Raw genomic sequence first — 18023 nt, forward strand, 5'->3', positions numbered from 1 at the left:
TTATGCTATTTATGCAGCTAGCGAGGCAATTGATCGAGGTAAAAGCACTGCAACGCTCAAAAGTATTTTGCTAAATAGCAGCATCATCGTTGCTCAAAAACAATTACAGACCGGCTACTTAAATAATGTAGATGCGGCATCCAAAATAGAATATCAGCATACGCTAAGTAAGGTAGCAGGTAATATTTACGGATTTAATTACGATGAATCATTGCCAAAGCCACCACCAAAACCAATAAGAAGGTCAAATCCAACACCACCAAAACCAATAAAAAGGTCAAAGCCAGCACCAACACCATCAAAACCAACAAGGTCAACATCACCAAAACCAACTGTAAGCCAGCCAGCTTCTAATAATACTCCTGTATCAACTGATCCATTTAAAAATGTACGTCCAAGAAATTAATTGCTGAGGTAATGAATTATGGCAAAGCAAGATAGTGTGCAAAAGAAACTCGGAAAAGTACGTGCTCCTCGTGTACACCTTACCTATGATGTCGAAGTTGGAGATGCGATTGAAACGAAGGAAATCCCTTTCGTTGTCGGCGTCTTAGGAGAGTTCTCAGGGGACTCGAAACTTGAGCAACCTCGTTTTAAAGATAAAAAGTTTGTCGAAGTGGATTTGGATACTTTCGATGAAGTGATGTCAGGTCTAGCACCGCGTGCCGCCTTCCGTGTCAGTAATGACTTGAGTGATAAAGGCGGTGAGTTTGCGGTTGATTTGGCATTCAATAGTATTGATGACTTCCGTCCAGAAGCCGTTGCGGAACAGATTGATCCATTAAAACAGTTGGTGCAAGCACGAGATCGTTTAGCTGATTTGCGCAATAAAATCTCAGCAAACGAGAAGCTAGAAGATTTGCTAGATGATGTGCTCAACAACACTGAGCAAGTCAAAAAAATGGCAGAACAAAACCAAACTGATGGTGAGGATTAATCGATGAGTGCTCAAGCCCAGCAGAATATAGCAACGGATTCGGTCAATAGCGACAACTACGACCTATTAGAAGAGATCGTGAATAAAAGTAACGTTGCCAAGTCCGATGACGAAAAGAATCGTGCGAAGTCACAAATTGCAGAGCTCGCTAATGAGGTTATGCAAGGTACAGTGACATTGTCAGATAATTTGACAGCTTCGATTGATTCTCGTATCGCCGAAATTGATGCACTGATATCTAAGCAATTGACGACCGTCATGCACGCGCCTGAGTTTCAAAAACTAGAGTCTAGTTGGAGAGGTTTGCACTACTTGTGTAGTCAAACGCCATCAGAATCTATGCTAAAAATTCGTATGATGAATACTACTAAGCGCGAGTTGACCAAAGACTTTCAGTCTTCAATCGATTTTGATCAAAGCACTTTATTCAAAAAAATCTACGAAGAAGAGTTTGGCAGCTTTGGTGGCGAACCCTATGCTGCCATCATTGGTGACTTTGAGTTCAATCGCCAAAATTCAGATATGTACCTGCTTGAGCAAATGTCCCATGTTGCAGCAGCAGCACATGCTCCTTTCATATCAGCCGCATCTTCTGAGATGTTTGGTCTTGATTCATTCACTGATATTGGTCGCCCTCGAGATTTATCAAAGATATTTGAAACCGCTGAATATATACGTTGGCGTGCATTTAGACAATCAGATGACTCCCGCTATGTGGCGCTGACTGCGCCTAGATTCTTAGGTCGTTTGCCTTATGACCCTAAAGAGGGAACAGTGGTTGAAGGCTTTAACTTTACTGAAGATGTTTCAGGTAGTGATCATAGCGATTATTTGTGGGTGAATGCTGCTTATGCCTTTGCTTCAAGACTGACTGATGCTTTTTCTGATTACCGCTGGTGTGCCGCTATTCGCGGTGTAGAGGGTGGTGGTTTGGTTGAAGGCTTACCAGTTCATACCTTTAAGACAGATGAAGGGGAGTTGGCGCTCAAATGCCCAACTGAGATATCTATTACGGATCGCCGTGAAAAGGAACTCAGTGACTTGGGCTTCATACCGTTGGTTCATTGCAAAAACACCAATTATGCGGCATTTTTTGGCGCGCAGTCAGTACAAAAAGCCAAGACTTATCAAAATGATGATGCCAATGCCAACGCTTCATTGTCTACACAGCTTCAATATATTATGGCAGTGTCACGTATTGCGCATTACTTAAAAGCCATGATGCGCGATAAAGTCGGTAGCTTTTTATCACCAGGTAATGTTGAGACCTTTTTGAATAATTGGATTTCTCGTTATGTCTTGCTAGATGATGGAGCCTCACAAGAAGCTAAAGCACAGTACCCACTGCGCGAAGCTTCTGTACAAGTTGTAGAAGTGCCAGGTAAGCCTGGTGTCTACAAGTCAGTGGTCTTTTTGAGACCACACTTTCAACTTGATGAACTGTCTGTTTCTTTGCGTTTGGTTACCCAACTACCGCAGTCTAGCAACAGTTAATCGTTTATTAAAAACCAATGTGTAATTAAAATTTTTAAAACAAGGTATGTGATATGAAGGATATTTATATTAAGTTCAGTGGCAAATATAAAATTGATGGCGAGTCTCGTGATAGCGAGCATCAAGGTTGGCTTGAAGTAAATACTTGGGATCACTTGATTCGTCAGCCTAAATCAGCGACTGCAAGTAGTGTTGGTGGCCATACTTCTGAGCGTTGTGAGCATTCTGACATGACGTTTATGAAAGACTTGGATTCTACAAGTCCTAAGTTGTGGGAAGCTTGTTCTGCTGGTTATACTTTTGATGAGATTCAAATTGACTTTTATCGTGCCAATGGCGATAAGCGCGTCAAATATCTTGAAGTAAAGCTTAAGCATGCACTTATCGCAAGTGTTGAGCCAACAGTACGCTCAGAAGGCGTGCCAATTGAAAAAGTTGGTCTTAAGTATGCTGCTGTTGAGTGGACATACACTCAGCAAGATATCGATGGTTCTGCTAAAGGCGCTGTGACTAAGAAATGGTCACTCGCTAATAACACTGCCACTTATACAGCTTAAATTAGGTTGTATCAGGTGTTATCTATTGTATCGTACCGAAAAAGAAAGGTTTATATTTAGGCCTTTCTTTTTTGTTGTTTAAAATAGGAATGATTATATCAATGAATTACGCCACTAACGCTTTCAACAAAGAAACTGGGTTTCGCCCAAATTTGTTTGAACAGTTATTTGATGATCAGCCTCGTCAGTTGTCGCACGAACTGGTGGTTCGTCGTCTCAACATTGAGGAGTTAAAGTCCTCTGTTGCACGAGATCTGGAGGCTTTATTAAATACACGCTGCGTGGTATCTAGTAAGTTGCAAGAATATCAACATGTACGCTCATCGATATTGAATTTTGGTATCTTAGATTTTGTAGGGCTGAGTAGTGCCAATCCTACTGACTGTGATTATATTTGCCGGCAGATAGCTGAAACTGTTGAACAGCAAGACACTCGACTCAGAAACGTTCGAGTATCGCTAGATATTGGTGCTGTTGATGTCAATCAGTTATGCTTCTCTATCGAAGCGTTGCTAAAAGTTTACCCAGCACAAGAATTGGTCAGTTTTGACGCATTTTTTGAGCCAAGCTCTCAACGTTACTTAATCAAATAACCCATATCTATGCTCAGCTAACACCGTTAGCGGCGCCAATCATACTGAGGCATCATGGACAGTCTACTTCCTTATTTTGAGCATGAGCTTAGCCTGTTTAACAAACAGTCAAAAGAGTTTGCCAAAAAATATCCAAAAATAGCCAATCGGTTGTTGATGGGTCACGACACGGTAGACGATCCGCATATTGAGCGATTGATACAGGCTTTTTCGCTAATTAGTGCCCGCATTAATAAAAAACTAGATGATTCGTATGCTGACTTTACTGAGTCGCTATTAGAAGTCGTCTACCCCGATTACCTCAAACCTTTCCCATCAGTCTCTATTGCGCAGTTCAATCTAGGCGTGCAGGGCAATGCGATGAGTGAGGTTGTCGTCGCACCCAAGCAAAGCTCGTTTGCGACCCAAAAAATAAATGGCACACCTTGCCAATTTCAGTCAACCCAAGACGTGACATTATTACCATTAGAGGTAGATAGCGTCAGCTTTGAGACGCGTCAAGAAGTGTATGACAACCAGCATGGTCTACTGAATGGTTGTATCAGTATTAAGTTCAAAACCTTAAATCCAAGCTTTGACTATCAGGCACTGCTAGATCACTCACTTGACTTATATATAGATGAGGATGCCAGTCAAGGTACGAGCTTATGGGACTTGTTATGGTGTGATGTGAAGCAAACGCATCTGCATGGTAGGCAGGTTAACAGAACTACGGGCAGTCCATTTGAGATCATAGGCTTCGATCCTGAGCAGCAGATTTTGCCTAGTCATCGAGTGAGTAATGCAGCTTCTGCGTTATTAAAAGAGTACTTTTATTTTCCTGAAAAATTTAACTTTTTACGGTTAAACATTGGCCAGGCGTTTCCGAACTTAAAGATTGACAGTAATGGTTTTGAGATTCGCTGTTATTTTAAGTTTGACAAAAAAAACACCATCCGCCTAAAAAACTTGCAGCAATTAAGTGCCAGTAGTATTAAGTTGTTTTGTACGCCTGTCGTCAATCTATTCAAAGCGGCTGCGAAGCCGATTCAGGTAACGCATCGTTCTGTCTATTACGATTTAGTGCCTGATACTCGAGCGCTCTTTCAGCATGAAATCTATGAGGTCAAAAAAGTCATAGAATCCAAACAAAGCGAAAATCGTCTGATACAGCGTGAGTATCATCCGTTTTATGCGCTCAATCATTATGAGCAGCAAGATGACGGTCGTTATTATCATATCAAACGTGATAAGGATATGGCTGAGTTTAAACAAGGCTTTGAATATCAGATTATGTTTGTCGAAAAAGACCGCGAAGATTTATCAGGCGCGGTGAGCATGAGTGCCTCTCTATTATGTACCAATAGAGATTTACCCGCGCAAGTGGTATTCGGTCAAAGCCGTGGTGATCTATTTAGCGAAGGGATGTCAGGCTTTAGCAGCTTATCATTATTAAAACAGCCAACGAGAACGGCACGGTTTGAATACACGGGGGAGGAGCGTTGGCGTTTGATATCGCTGATTAGCTTAAACTTTTTATCATTGGCAGCTCAAGATGCTGAGCTGATGAAAGAGTATTTATCGCTGTATGATATTACGCAATCTGCTTCAAACCAACTGTTGGTTGAAGGTATTGTTTCTGTTGAGACCAGTATTGAAGCGAGACGCATTCAGCGTTTGCCGCAACCTGGGTTTGTGCGTGGTACGCTGGTTAATATTAACATCAATCAAAAAAACTTTGCTGGCGTCAGTATTCGTCAGTTTGCCAACTTATTGGCGCATGTATTTGGCTATCATGCGAGCTTAAATAGCTTCGTGGAAGTGGTCATTAGTGATGCCGTAACCAAAGAGGAGATATACAGATGTCAGCCACGCAGCGGTCTCAGTCCTCTTATTTAACGGACTTAATGGCTGCACCGCAATCTTATGAGCTATTGCAAGCGCTCCGTTTGGTTCGGCATGAAGTCAGTATGGGCTATGCGCCTATCGAAGTGCGTTACCGTGCCTCGTTATCATTGGCGTATCCACAAGCTGAAATCGAGTCGATGGTGCTTGTTGCTCAAGATGCTATGGAATATGGTGGCAGCGCAGTAACGGATGGTCAAATAGAGGACGGCAAGGTCAGTGTCAGACAGGTCGAGGTTTGTCCAGCGGTCATCGGGCTTACCGGTCCATTATCGGCATTGCCAGCGATGTATACCGACCACCTAGCGTCGCGAGTCAATCATGCAAAAGACAAAGCGGCTCCAGCCTTTTTGGACTTATTTAACCATCGTTTGACCGATTTATATGTGCAAGCGAGCTGGTTTTATAACTTGCCATTACAGTATGAGATAAACCATAAAAAAGACAATTATTTGCTGAGCTTACGAGCATTAGCACGTCAGCCCAAAAAGCTAACTGCCATCGATAGCTTGATCGCATATGCGGGCATGATAGCCCCCGGACGTTTGACCGCCGACCAGTTGTCACATGTATTATCACACTTCTTGGATAGTACGGTTAGTGTCGAGCAGTTTGTACCAGAGTGGTTTGACCTACCGCCTAGTGAGCAGACGGCACTTGGTGGACAGCATGCCGCACTTGGACTGTCTGCATTTTGCGGTGCGCGCGCCGTACAGTTCGATAGCAAGATCAGAATTGTGTTTCATCAATTGGATGCCAAGCGTTATTTAAGACTATTACCTGCCGGCGACATGTATCGAGTTATTGTTGATTTTATCCGTAAGTGGTGCGGTGTCTGTCTTGCTGTTGAAATGCAGTTAGAGTTAGATAAAAAATATATCACGCCATTGTCGTTATCAGAAAGTGGTTTTGGCGGCTTGGGGCGAGGTGGGTTTTTGGTATCGAATCCTGCGACTCAGCATCATAATGACACTCGCTATGCACTGCCTATCCAGTAAAGTAGGAATACCAACGAATAAACAAATTATTTACCAGTTATTCTTAGTTTCATAAAAATAATGTTAAGTCTAATGACAATTGCAATGACAATGTTAAAGGAAAAGATTTATGAGCCAGTTAAAAGCTGTAATTACCCGCTTGAGTCCAAGTTGCCGACAGTGTTTGCAGCAGGCAGCTAGGCTTTGTATCAACAATGGACATCGCGAAGTCGATACTGTCCATCTGCTACATGAACTGATTGCGACGCCGCATAATGATGTGGCGCAAATACTCAAATTCAATAAGATAAATCAGCAGGTATTGCTAGCTGATATCACAGATCTGCTAAATACGTTTGGTCAGGCAACTGGCTCAACGCCAGTATTTAGTGAAGCTCTAATGGCACTGTTAGAAGATGCATGGGAGCTTGCCAGCAGCAATCATAATCAAGCTGATAATAATTCGTTAGAAATTCGCTCTGGGCATATATTACTGGTATTGCTATCGTATGAGCGTTATCAGTCCGTCCTCAAAACCCTTCCAGAGCAGCTACAGTATATTGATCGTTTTACGCTAAAAGATGATTATGAGCGTCAATGTCTTGGCAGTACCGAGGGGAGTGGGTCAAGCAGTAATAAAGGTGCCAGTAAAGACGTTGAGGGTAATGCAAACAATGATACAGACCAGCAAGAATCTTTAGATACAGAACAAGCAGCCACTAATCCAACACCTGCGCTAGATAAATACACTTATGATTTGACTGCTAAAGCCAGTGCAGAGCAGATAGACCCTGTCATTGGTCGTGAGTTTGAGATTCACCAGTTGGTCGATATCTTGATTCGTCGTCGTCAGAACAACCCTATTTTGACAGGTGAGGCCGGTGTAGGTAAGACCGCAGTGGTAGAGGGATTGGCGCAAAAGATAGTCGCCGGTCAAGTGCCTGATCAGCTCAAAGACGTGACGATACGTAGTCTCGATATGGGGTTGCTACAGGCAGGAGCGAGTGTCAAAGGTGAGTTTGAAAATCGCCTCAAGCAAGTCATCGAAGAAGTGCAAGCATCGGTCAAGCCGATTATCTTATTCATCGATGAAGCGCATACCTTGATTGGAGCAGGCGGGCAAGCGGGTCAAAACGATGCGGCGAATTTATTAAAACCTGCGCTGGCTCGTGGTGAGCTTAGAACGATTGCAGCGACTACTTGGTCAGAGTATAAGAAATACTTTGAAAAAGATGCAGCGTTGTCACGCCGCTTTCAAGTGGTCAAAGTCGATGAGCCTGATATCGATACGGCAGTGGCGATGATTCGTGGTTTGAGTGCCAAGATGCAGGCGCATTTTGGGATTTTGATAGATGATGATGCACTACAAGCAGCCGTTGAGCTATCAGCACGTTATATCAGCGATAGACAATTGCCTGATAAAGCGGTTAGCGTATTAGACACGGCAGCCGCACGAGTGAGCTTGTCAAAGACAGCGACGCCTAATCAGCTAGATAGACTACAAGCGAAAGGGTTGCAGTTAGAGCAGCACATCAATAACCTCAGTCAGCAGCTTGAGCGTATCGGCGGCGTTGATGAAAAAGAAAAAGTCAGCCAAAAAATTGCCGTGCTTGATGAGCAGCGTCAAACCAATCAGCAAAGCATTGCAGACATGACCAGTCGCTGGCATGAACAGCGTGAGCTTAATGATCAGCTTGATACATTGAATAAGCAATTGAATGACAAGACAGATGGTACTGATGCGCTCAGCGCAAAAGAGCGCTTAGACAAACAGTCTGAGTACCAAAACATTGAACAGTCGCTAAAACAGATACAAGAGGAGCAGCGACTGATTCATGCGGTATTAGACAGACAGGTTATTAAGCAGATTATCTCAGATTGGACAGGAATTCCACTCAACGATATGGCAGGCAATGAAAAAGACCATATCTTAGGTTTGGCTGACACCCTACAATCGCGGGTTATTGGCCAGGACCATTCGGTGGCTGCTATCGTCAAGCGTATTCACACGGCGAAAGCACGCCTAGACGATCCCAATCGCCCGCAAGGGGTATTTATGCTCGTTGGGCCAAGTGGTGTGGGCAAGACAGAAACCGCACTGGCACTATCAGAGGTACTATATGGTGGTGAGCGTAACCTTATTACGATTAACCTATCAGAGTATCAAGAGGCTCATAGTGTGGCGTCCTTAAAAGGCTCACCTCCAGGTTATGTGGGCTATGGTGAGGGTGGTGTATTAACCGAAGCGATTCGCCGTCGTCCTTATAGTGTGCTTTTGCTCGACGAAGTAGAAAAAGCCCATCCAGACGTATTGGATCTGTTTTATCAAGTCTTTGATAAAGGGGTGATGGAAGACAGTGAAGGGCGGTTAATTGATTTTAAAAACACGCTTATTTTATTGACCAGTAATGTGGGTTCATCACAGATTATGCAGGCATGTATCAATACTGATCCAGCCGTTACTGACTTTAGCTTGCCCGATAGTGACAGCCTAAAACAGGTCATTAATCCGCATTTATATAAATCATTTAAGCCTGCATTTTTGGGTCGTTTGACAGTCATTCCTTACTATCCGTTGAGCGATGACGCGCTGGCAGAAATTATCCGCTTGAAATTAGACAAAATCACTGGACGTATTCGTGAAAATTACGAAGTTCCTTGTGTTATTGACGATGAGGTGATTGAGCTGATTTTGTCGCGTTGTCATGAGGTGGATTCTGGTGCACGTAACGCCGATGCTATCATTAGTCATACTTTGCTGCCGCAGCTGGCAGGTCAGTTGCTGGCGCATGATGACAGTCAAAGTGTGCTAAAGCAGATTACAGTATTCGTTGATGCCGATGATAATTTTGCTTATCTTCTGGATACCGATGCAGTTGTGCCACTGAGTCAAATGGCACAAAGCAGTGAAAGCTATGGTAGCGAAAATCATGGTAGCAAAAACCAGGGTGCAGAAACGGCTGAGAAAGTGTCAGACACGTCAATAGCCGGTCAGGATGAAAAAAAACCAGCAGCTACCAAAGCATCTGCTAACAAGATCGCTGCTAAGAAAACAGCGACACCAGTCAAAAAAGCACCAGCCAAACAAGCTGCTAGTAAAAAAACGCCTAGTAAAAAAGCACCCAGTAAAAAATCGATTAAGGAAGAATCACTATAATGAACACTAATAATGCCTTAGTTGTTAACATGGATGCGCTCATTGCTCCTATTGATGGCAGTCACCAGGGTGTCGGCGAAGACCTTACCTTCGACATGCGTATCGATGCCATCGTCGCTGCTCGTCAAGAGGACGATCCGTTATTGGCGCAAGGGAACTGGGTCACTGAGCTAAAAGTGGCTGATTGGGACTTTGTGAAGGAGCAGTGTGCAGACTTACTGATTCATACCAGTAAAGATATGAAGCTGGCGCTTTGGTATGTCGATGCGTTGAGTCATACCGATCATTTAGCGGGTATCAGCCAAGGGCTTAGCCTACTACAGGCACTCAATGACGAGTATTGGCTCACCATGTATCCGCCGCTAGATGGCGAAGAAGACAGTATGGATATCAGAGCGGGACTGCTCTCATGGTTCGTAAAAGCGCTCACTGATGATCTAAAACAGCTATCACTGTCTGAAACAAAGGCTGAAAAATATAACTATAACTATTATTTAACCGCTCGAGATCATGATAAGCAACGTCAGCAAAATCCTGATAGCGAATCGACCAGCCAATTAACGCTTAGTGATTATAATAACGCTATCAAAAACAGTAGTGAGGCATGGCAACAAGCGCTCATGACCCACCTCAATAGCATCACAGAAAAATGGCAAGCACTCACAGATCAACTAAATAACCTGATGGGAATGGATGCGCCTGTGTTTGCGCCAGTTACTGAGTTGCTCGTGTCTCTAAGTCAGCATCTACGTCCATTGATACCGGAGCAAGCTGACGGGTTAGACAGCGAGGGTCAAGAGAGCACTGCTGATGTAGATGGTAGTTTATCTACTGATAGCGCGATGTTAGACGGAGGACAAGCAAGCGGCGCAAAAAACAGCGTACCAACCAGCTTTACTCCGAGTAATCGCGATCATCAAGCAAACCGCCGGCAAGCGCTTAAATTATTGGGTCAAATTCAAGATTACTTTGCGACCAATGAACCGCACAGTCCTGTGACATTTTTACTTGGTCGGGCGATTGATTGGGCTGATATGCCACTTGATCAGTGGCTTGCGCATATCATCAAGAACGAAGATCAATTATCGATGCTCTCTGACATGATTGGGATTCAACCAAAACGTGACTCATCTGATGATGGCTATTAATTGAGTGGTTAAATGGGGTTTGAATCGTTGATTGGGTTGTCAGGATACCGGCAATCTATGGGGCATTTTTAATTTTGTATATTGGTACAGTTTATCCATCATGATAGCGATAGCACAGCGGTTTTATAGTGGGTTGACTGTATTTACACCTTTAGACTGATAGAGAAGGGCGTGTCATGGTATGGACTCAAACAAAACGGCATTTGCAAATTAGCAGTGCCCATCCTGATATTGCTACTAGTTTGGTACAGCAAGCGGACCTTATAGAGAGTTTGCTTGGCATGCCACTGCCTGATAGCGTGTGGAATGAGCCTGCGCTTATGCCCACGCCAGATGCCTATCCAAGCCCTTACCATCACGACCAACGGGCGCAGTCTTATCAAGAGCGTCAGCTGGCACTCTATTGTGGCTACCGTATTAGCATGACGTTACTGCATCCACAAGCAGGACTGGATACCAAAGACTGGATCGGGCAAAGTCTATCTATTCACTGGAACACAGGTGATGCACTATTAACCAGTCAGATCCGTCACGGTATCATTACCGAAGTCGTCGCTCTAGGTAGTAATAGCGGTATGGCAGCTTATCGTATTATCTGCGAACCTGCGTTGAATCAATTACGCCTATCTAGCCATAACCGTCGCCATCATCATCTCAGTCTAAGCGAGCTGATCACTGATATTCTGAGCCCATACGATATGGATGTTGAGATTGACGAGCGTCTCAGTGATGACAGTAACTATCATATTCAACATAGCGTGCAATACAATCAAACTGATCTGGCTTACTTAACGCAGTATCTCACTCTTTATGGAGTGACAGGTTATTACCGTCATGAGGCGGACAGCCACACGCTGGTATTACTACCCCCTGATGGTGAAATACTGCGTCCTGATGCCAATGACATTCAGAGCATTCTCAGTCAAAACCCAGCCAACCTCGCTGACAGACAAGACCGCATCACCGCCGTTCGTCCGCAAGTTGCCCAGCACACTCAGCAAACAGGTCTATATCGTTATGACAACCGCTTAGTTGGCACCTATACTGGCAGTAGCACCAGTGAGCAATCTATTGACTCGGACAGCCCTAGTATCCACAGTCGCTTCTTACACAGTCATAGCCACCTAAATGACGACGGACTCACTGCGCTGACCGCCCGCTACCAACAGAGCGCACAGCAGCTTGCCAACCTTGGCAGCCTAACTGGCAATATCCGTCACCTGAATCTGCCAAGCGCCCACTATATCGATGGCAACCCTTATCTGACCGATCCGATCAGCCTCGTCTCCATACATCAGCACATTAACAATCATATACCCGCAGACTGGTTGGGCGCAGTCGCCTTTGACCCTATTACCTTGCAGCCTAATACCAACCATGCCAGTCATGAAAATGATGACGACAATGACAATAATAACAACAATGTTCATCACATCAATGCCTGCTACCTACCGTTTCCACATCATCACCATATTCCCTATGGCGCACAGTTAAGCGAACTTGGGCAACCGCATCCGAGTCTGACAGGACTCATGAGTGCCAGTATCATCGCCACAGACAGCAGTGCTATCACCCATGACCGTAACCACCGTGCTCATATCAGATATCACTGGCAAGCTGATGGCAGTAATGGCAGCGATAGTAATAGCGACAATAGTCAGGATGATGCCCACTGGATACCCATCGCCAGTCACCTCGTCGCCGACCACATGGGACAGACCCATCCTCTGCGTCATGGACAGCATGTCCTCATCGACTTCATCGGTGGTGACATTACCCATCCCATCATCATCGGCAGCACCCATAATGGTCAAGGCAATTCTGATGCTCAGCACAACAGCATCGTTAGTGACTCAGACAGCATCGACGCCACCAGTCCAGCTTGGTTCATTAACCAAAGCCATGCTTACCCCATAGACGGCATCAAAACCCAAAGCATTGATAGCAGTCGCAGAGGCGATGCGACCAAAGACAGCATCACTAATGGCTATAACCAGCTTATGTTTGATGCCCATCCTGAGAGTCCGCAGATCAACGCCTATAGCAGCAGCTACCAGTCCAGCCTAACCATTGGTCATCTGTATCAGCATACTGACCATACCCGTGGTCAAGCACGTGGACAAGGCCTCAGTATCGAGACCCAAGCGGCTGCCAACATTCAAGGCAGCACAGGTATTCATATCAGCAGCAGTCAATCAAACCCCTCATCAAACCCTCACATGAGCCATGACAGTCATAGCAAACTACAAACCGCTGACCAACATCAAATAGCCTATCAAAGCCTAGCAGAAACCCATCAACCTGTCGGCATAGACGGAAGCAGTCAAAGCGGTAGTAAAGGAGGAGAACAACAAACCGCATTTGGCCAATTTAGCGAAGATACCAATGACAGCGCACTAGATAATGCCGGACAGTGGCAACAGTCCAACCTGCTCATCGACTCTCAGCGTCACCTTGCCATGCTCACAGGACAGCATAGCCAACATACCAGTACTGAAAACACGCATAGCCACGCAACAGGCAGCACCCATCATCACAGTCAAACGCAGATGAATCAGTTGGTGGCAGGTGATATCCATTACTACAGTAACAAAGCGCAAACCCATACCGCGGCTCATGGTGATGTGACCATACAAGCGCATCAAAGTGAAATGCGACTAGACAGTGAGCAAGTACTACGCATCCATAGCCGAGACAGTATCGAGATCATCGCGCCTGATACGCTGACCCTAAAATCAGCAGGTAGTGGTATTGAGCTATCAGGGGGCAATGTGACGTTTATTACGCCTGCTCAGGTGGGGTATAAGGCGAGTAAGGTGGATTGGGGCAGTGGGGGTGGTACAGGGTCTCCTGCTGTGCATCTGCCGACGGCAAAATTACCTGAAAACTTAGACTACTATCTTCGTTATATCGTACATGACCAAGATGACAATCCACTTCCCTTTACCAAATGTATGCTGATTAAACCTGATGGTTCAACCGAGATACATACTACTGATTATGAAGGCAAGTTAAAGATATTAATTGATGATGAGTCTAAAGACTACGAACTGCATGCGATTGTCCATGAAGAAATAGATTTAGACGATGATGATAGTATAGAGGAGGCAGAGTAATCATGGCAACTGAATACACAGGGCTCATCTTCACCGTACCTAATACGGTAGATATCAATAAATTTCGTTATGACCTCATTATTGTATACAGATCTGGAGAAACGACTTATCAAAGAACAACAGGGACAAAGACAAAGCGATATATTGATCAAAAGTTTAACAATCAAGGTAAAACTATCGAGCGTCAATTGCCTAAAGGTGACATTCAAAAAATTAACTATCATATCAAGGTTAACGGTCAGTTAGTCAAAAATATCTCTGCTAAGCCTAACAAAAGCAAAGGTGTGTTTCGTAGATATGAATTAAAAACAACAATTGCAGGCACTAAAAAAGATCCTAATACGATTAAGAAAGTGTTACTCGATACAACTGAAGTTGGGTGGATGATAGCAGAAAAAGATGAATCAATTGAAAGTTTTCTTAATAAAATCTATGAGCAAAAGCCTACAGATAAAGAAGATCAGATATTTAGAGCTAATAATGCACACCTACTGACACCTGTAATGGCAATACATGCAGGTGATTTCGTAATATTATCCAATACTTCCAATAGTAGTAACAAAGAATTAGTAAAAATGAAGGAGGATGCTAAAGCAGCTAAGGCTGAGTTTAATAAAGTAAAGGAAGAGTTTGGATTTAACCCTGAAATGTTTGCTTCCAATGCAGACTTCTTACATAGTATGCTAAGAACTGTAGATTACGTAAGTTTGACTAAGGATAAAGTAAAAAATGTAGATAAACCATCCAAAGGTGTTGATCTTGGACTAATTGCAGCAATGAGTGCAGGAACTTCTCAAGGTATTGTAAACTTTGCTGAAACTAGCAATGCTAAGGTTACTGAGGCTTATACAAGACTTGTAGAAGCCTATGAAGACGTAAGAAAAACAACTTACGATAGTTCTGGCAAGCCAATTAAATCTAAACTTGGCAATCCTAAAAAGTTTAATTCATTCAGACAAACCTATCCTAAGCTAATTAAAGATTTTGATAATGCATTCGCGCAGAGTTTTTTTAAATATGAAACAGGTCTCACTGCCAAAAACATAAGAAAACAAGTCAAAAATGATGTGATGATAAGGTCTTCGCGTTATGAAGGGGGAATCAAAGCCTATGCTAAAAACTTTATGAAACTAGGGAAGATGACTAAAATAACAGAAGGTGGAGGTAATATTCTTGTAGCAGTCAGTGTCGCCGATTCAACTATGACTGTGAAAGATGCTTATGACTCTGGGGATAGCGATCACACTAGGAAGACTATTATTACAGAAACTTTAAAACTAGAAGGAGGTCTGGCAGGTGGATGGCTAGGCGGAGCAGGTGGTGCAGCTTTAGCTACTGCTGTCATAGGTGCAGGGACAGGAGGAATCGGGCTTATAGTGATTGGGGTAGTTGCTGCTGGTAGCGGAGTGGCTGGAGGTATTTTAGGTAGTGAGTTTGGAGGATTCGCTGGAGATGTAATTGGTGATGAGGTAAACAAACTATTATGACCTATGATTTACTATCAAAAATTGGTGCTTTAGTTTTTGTAATAGGATTAATTTTGTGGATGATCTCGCATCAAATGGTAATTAATCACACGCAAAAGAATTTAAAGCCTATATATAAGTCTCTTTATGGCTATGAAAGTCGTTATGAGAGAAAATTAAATATGTACGAGATGATGTTTATGGCTTCTATAGCTAGCGTTATATTTTTACAATATCATATAATCTACAAAAGGAAGGGTTATTTTCCTATGTTTAAAAAAGGAAAAGGTTCAATGTATCCTAATCTCACTGAAGAGACAGCCCTTTTACTAATCAAGAACAATTATAAGTGGTTAGTTTTAAATGTCATATCGCTTGGTTTAGGTTTTTTTTGGTTATTCGGTGGTAGTTTAATAATGTTTATGGCGAAACGAGTAGGTGGTTAGATATTCAGTGAATGAGAGAATCTAATGGACTGGAAGAATATCATAGAGTGGCTCGCTATCGTTACATTCATTGGAGGTATCATAGTTACGATGATTTCACATCAAATAGTCATTCGTTATACACAAAAAAACTTAAAATCGTTATGTTATTACCTTTATGGGGATGAATACTTTTACGAAGGTAAGTTAAACATGTACCAAATGTTTTTTATGACTTTTATAGCTACTCCTATTTTTATCCAATATCACTTTGTGTACAAAAGAAAAGGATACTTACCAATGTTTAAGGGCGGCAGCGGCACTAGTATCATGCATACTAACTTAGATGAAAAGAATGCACTTTTATTAGTTAAGAAACATTATAAGTGGCTGGTCTTAAATGTTACATCTTTAGGTCTTGGTTTATTTTGGTTAATTGGAAGTAGTTTTTTTATGTTGTGGGCGAAGCGAATTGGGAGTTAGTCTACATATAATTAATGCACCAAATATATTTAAATGGCTTGCAATAAGTATAGGCATAGGCGGCATGATCATTTGGATGATTACGTATCAATTATGCGTTATTTATTTTAGGAGACATAAGAAAGATATTGCTCATATTTTATATTCGGACAAAAAATACTACGATAAAAAGATGGACGGTTATGACATACATTTTTTTATCATTGCAATGGCGGGTATTTATATGAACTACCACCTAAAATATAAGAAATACGGTTCATTTAAAATACCACAACTGCCTTGGTATCCTTTAATTAATGACAAGAGTGCGCTTAAGATGTACCAAAAGCATAATAAGCTACTTATGGGTTCGTTCTTTACTTTTGTTCTTATGGCTTTTTGGTTTGTAGGTAGTGGAGTGTTTATTTGGCTAGCTACGCGAGTAGGGCAGTAGTAGCAAAAAAAGTATTCAACTGGGGTGATAACGATTACCTAGGTACGCGAGTTTATCCGTCGTTATATGGAAGGTAACGATGAGCAGCTAAAAGAAGTCAAAGAAGCCATACGCTATATTTATCCTATTCATAAAAAACGTGAAACACCCCTGATGTCGTTTAAGCGTTTGATACTTAATGAAGTCCATTATGATCATGAGAATATAGAATATCCTGAGCGGACTTTTAGAATACATCCTGTACAATTAATTACCTTACCTATGTTGGTACTACGTTATATCGGCCGAGTGATTTCAATGCTGACCAGTTATCGGCATCGCTTTAGCAAAGCTATTGAAGCGGAATGTCAGATCGATCCTAATGACCCTTATGATTTAAATAAGCATTTGCCTGAAGGCAATATGGAGCAGCGTAAGCAGCCTATTTGGAAAACGGTGGCTTATAGCGTAGGAACTGCCATTGCTACTATTGCTATGCTATTCGTAGGCGCTTTTCTTATAGATATGATGGGTGCTGCAAGACCACATGGTGACTATCCGAGCATGGTCGATAAGCTCTGGTATGTGGTTAGTTTGGGGTGGTTGTTCTAATGAATCATTGGCTACCTTACGCCCACGCGTGTCCAACAGATATCAGCACGTCGCTACTGGCTTGTGCCGATATTGCTCAAGAGAAAAAAGACAAGGGTCTGACTGGACTACAACATGAAGTGACCTTTATGGGTTGGTTGCGTGCTTGTACTGTCAGTTACTTAGACTTGGCCGAAGGCAATATCTATCAATCGAGTGCCAATCCTGCACTACATCCTGAAGTGCAGCGGCGGCTTATGTGGGACGGTGAGCACAATCCGTATAACATCTTACCTGTCACAGCAGAGCGCCAAGCGGCTTTTGCAAACCAAAATCAAACCGTTAAGCGGAAATGGTATTCAGGTATTGCTGTGAATGCGACGTGGTTTATTGGGTCTATATTGTATGTGATGTTGGTGATTGCATAGATAGTTTATAATGCTTTCAATAATAGGAAGTCAGCCATAGCTACCTAAACGACGACGGACTGGACAAACTTGCAACTCGCTATCAAAAAAGCAAAGTGCAATTGGCTAATATAGGTAGTCTTACAGGCAATATCCGTCACTTGAGTCTACCCAGCGCCCATTTCATCAGTGGCAACCCGTATCTCACAGATCCCCTAAGCCTAGTCTCCATTCATCATAGTATCAACAACCACATACCCGCAGACTGGCTCGGCGTAGCACCCTTTGATCCCTTAACCTTACAGCCCAATCCCGCTCTAAAGCGCCAGCAAACCGATGACGATGACACCAATAATGACAATGACAACGTCCACCT

General features: G+C 43.0%; 16 protein-coding genes and 1 pseudogene. All 17 read left to right on the forward strand.

Annotated features, from left to right (window positions below):
* Positions 1–406: pseudogene (locus ACT3RN_RS09155) on the forward strand (hypothetical protein); the annotation flags it as partial.
* Positions 407–424: 18 nt separating this feature from the next.
* A complete protein-coding gene (gene tssB, locus ACT3RN_RS09160; RefSeq protein WP_192992128.1) occupies positions 425–937 on the forward strand; it encodes a type VI secretion system contractile sheath small subunit in 513 nt (170 codons plus the stop codon).
* A 3-nt stretch (positions 938–940) separates the two neighbouring features.
* A complete protein-coding gene (tssC, locus tag ACT3RN_RS09165; RefSeq protein WP_192992127.1) occupies positions 941–2431 on the forward strand; it encodes a type VI secretion system contractile sheath large subunit in 1491 nt (496 codons plus the stop codon).
* 53 nt (positions 2432–2484) lie between these two features.
* Positions 2485–2988, forward strand: a complete 504-nt coding sequence (locus ACT3RN_RS09170; RefSeq protein ID WP_192992126.1) for an Hcp family type VI secretion system effector — start codon at positions 2485–2487, stop codon at positions 2986–2988.
* Positions 2989–3089: 101 nt separating this feature from the next.
* Positions 3090–3581 carry a type VI secretion system baseplate subunit TssE gene (gene tssE, locus ACT3RN_RS09175; protein ID WP_192992125.1) on the forward strand — a complete coding sequence of 164 codons (492 nt, stop codon included), beginning with the start codon at positions 3090–3092 and terminating at the stop codon, positions 3579–3581.
* A gap of 54 nt (positions 3582–3635) precedes the next feature.
* Positions 3636–5459 (forward strand): type VI secretion system baseplate subunit TssF, encoded by a 1824-nt coding sequence (tssF, locus tag ACT3RN_RS09180; protein WP_442062612.1) that lies wholly within the window; start codon positions 3636–3638, stop codon positions 5457–5459.
* The gene (gene tssG, locus ACT3RN_RS09185) at positions 5423–6463 is read left to right on the forward strand and encodes a type VI secretion system baseplate subunit TssG (protein ID WP_442073480.1); all 1041 of its coding nucleotides are present in this window, start codon (positions 5423–5425) and stop codon (positions 6461–6463) included. The genes tssF and tssG overlap by 37 nt, the downstream gene beginning before the upstream one ends.
* A gap of 109 nt (positions 6464–6572) precedes the next feature.
* On the forward strand, positions 6573–9599 hold the full coding sequence (gene tssH, locus ACT3RN_RS09190) for a type VI secretion system ATPase TssH (RefSeq protein WP_442073478.1): 3027 nt from the start codon (positions 6573–6575) through the stop codon (positions 9597–9599).
* Positions 9599–10747, forward strand: coding sequence for a type VI secretion system protein TssA (gene tssA / locus ACT3RN_RS09195; protein ID WP_444518582.1), 1149 nt, complete (start codon positions 9599–9601; stop codon positions 10745–10747). The genes tssH and tssA overlap by 1 nt, the downstream gene beginning before the upstream one ends.
* Positions 10748–10923: 176 nt before the next feature.
* The gene (locus ACT3RN_RS09200) at positions 10924–13863 is read left to right on the forward strand and encodes a contractile injection system protein, VgrG/Pvc8 family (protein WP_444518583.1); all 2940 of its coding nucleotides are present in this window, start codon (positions 10924–10926) and stop codon (positions 13861–13863) included.
* 2 nt (positions 13864–13865) lie between these two features.
* Positions 13866–15350 carry a hypothetical protein gene (locus tag ACT3RN_RS09205; protein ID WP_192992600.1) on the forward strand — a complete coding sequence of 495 codons (1485 nt, stop codon included), beginning with the start codon at positions 13866–13868 and terminating at the stop codon, positions 15348–15350.
* Positions 15347–15775, forward strand: a complete 429-nt coding sequence (locus ACT3RN_RS09210) for a hypothetical protein (protein ID WP_192992599.1) — start codon at positions 15347–15349, stop codon at positions 15773–15775. Before ACT3RN_RS09205 ends, ACT3RN_RS09210 begins: the two co-directional genes overlap by 4 nt.
* A gap of 24 nt (positions 15776–15799) precedes the next feature.
* A complete protein-coding gene (locus tag ACT3RN_RS09215; protein ID WP_442063295.1) occupies positions 15800–16237 on the forward strand; it encodes a hypothetical protein in 438 nt (145 codons plus the stop codon).
* Complete coding sequence (locus tag ACT3RN_RS09220) at positions 16227–16670, forward strand: hypothetical protein (RefSeq protein WP_442063292.1); 444 nt, start codon at positions 16227–16229, stop codon at positions 16668–16670. The genes ACT3RN_RS09215 and ACT3RN_RS09220 overlap by 11 nt, the downstream gene beginning before the upstream one ends.
* A gap of 66 nt (positions 16671–16736) precedes the next feature.
* A complete protein-coding gene (locus ACT3RN_RS09225; RefSeq protein WP_444518584.1) occupies positions 16737–17261 on the forward strand; it encodes a hypothetical protein in 525 nt (174 codons plus the stop codon).
* Positions 17261–17668 carry a hypothetical protein gene (locus ACT3RN_RS09230; protein WP_192992860.1) on the forward strand — a complete coding sequence of 136 codons (408 nt, stop codon included), beginning with the start codon at positions 17261–17263 and terminating at the stop codon, positions 17666–17668. Before ACT3RN_RS09225 ends, ACT3RN_RS09230 begins: the two co-directional genes overlap by 1 nt.
* A 101-nt stretch (positions 17669–17769) precedes the next feature.
* On the forward strand, positions 17770–18023 hold a 254-nt coding region (locus ACT3RN_RS09235; RefSeq protein ID WP_442063286.1), incomplete at its 3' end, for a hypothetical protein.

It is taken from the genome of Psychrobacter sp. AOP5-GZ1-6 (assembly GCF_052376345.1).
Classification (GTDB): domain Bacteria; phylum Pseudomonadota; class Gammaproteobacteria; order Pseudomonadales; family Moraxellaceae; genus Psychrobacter.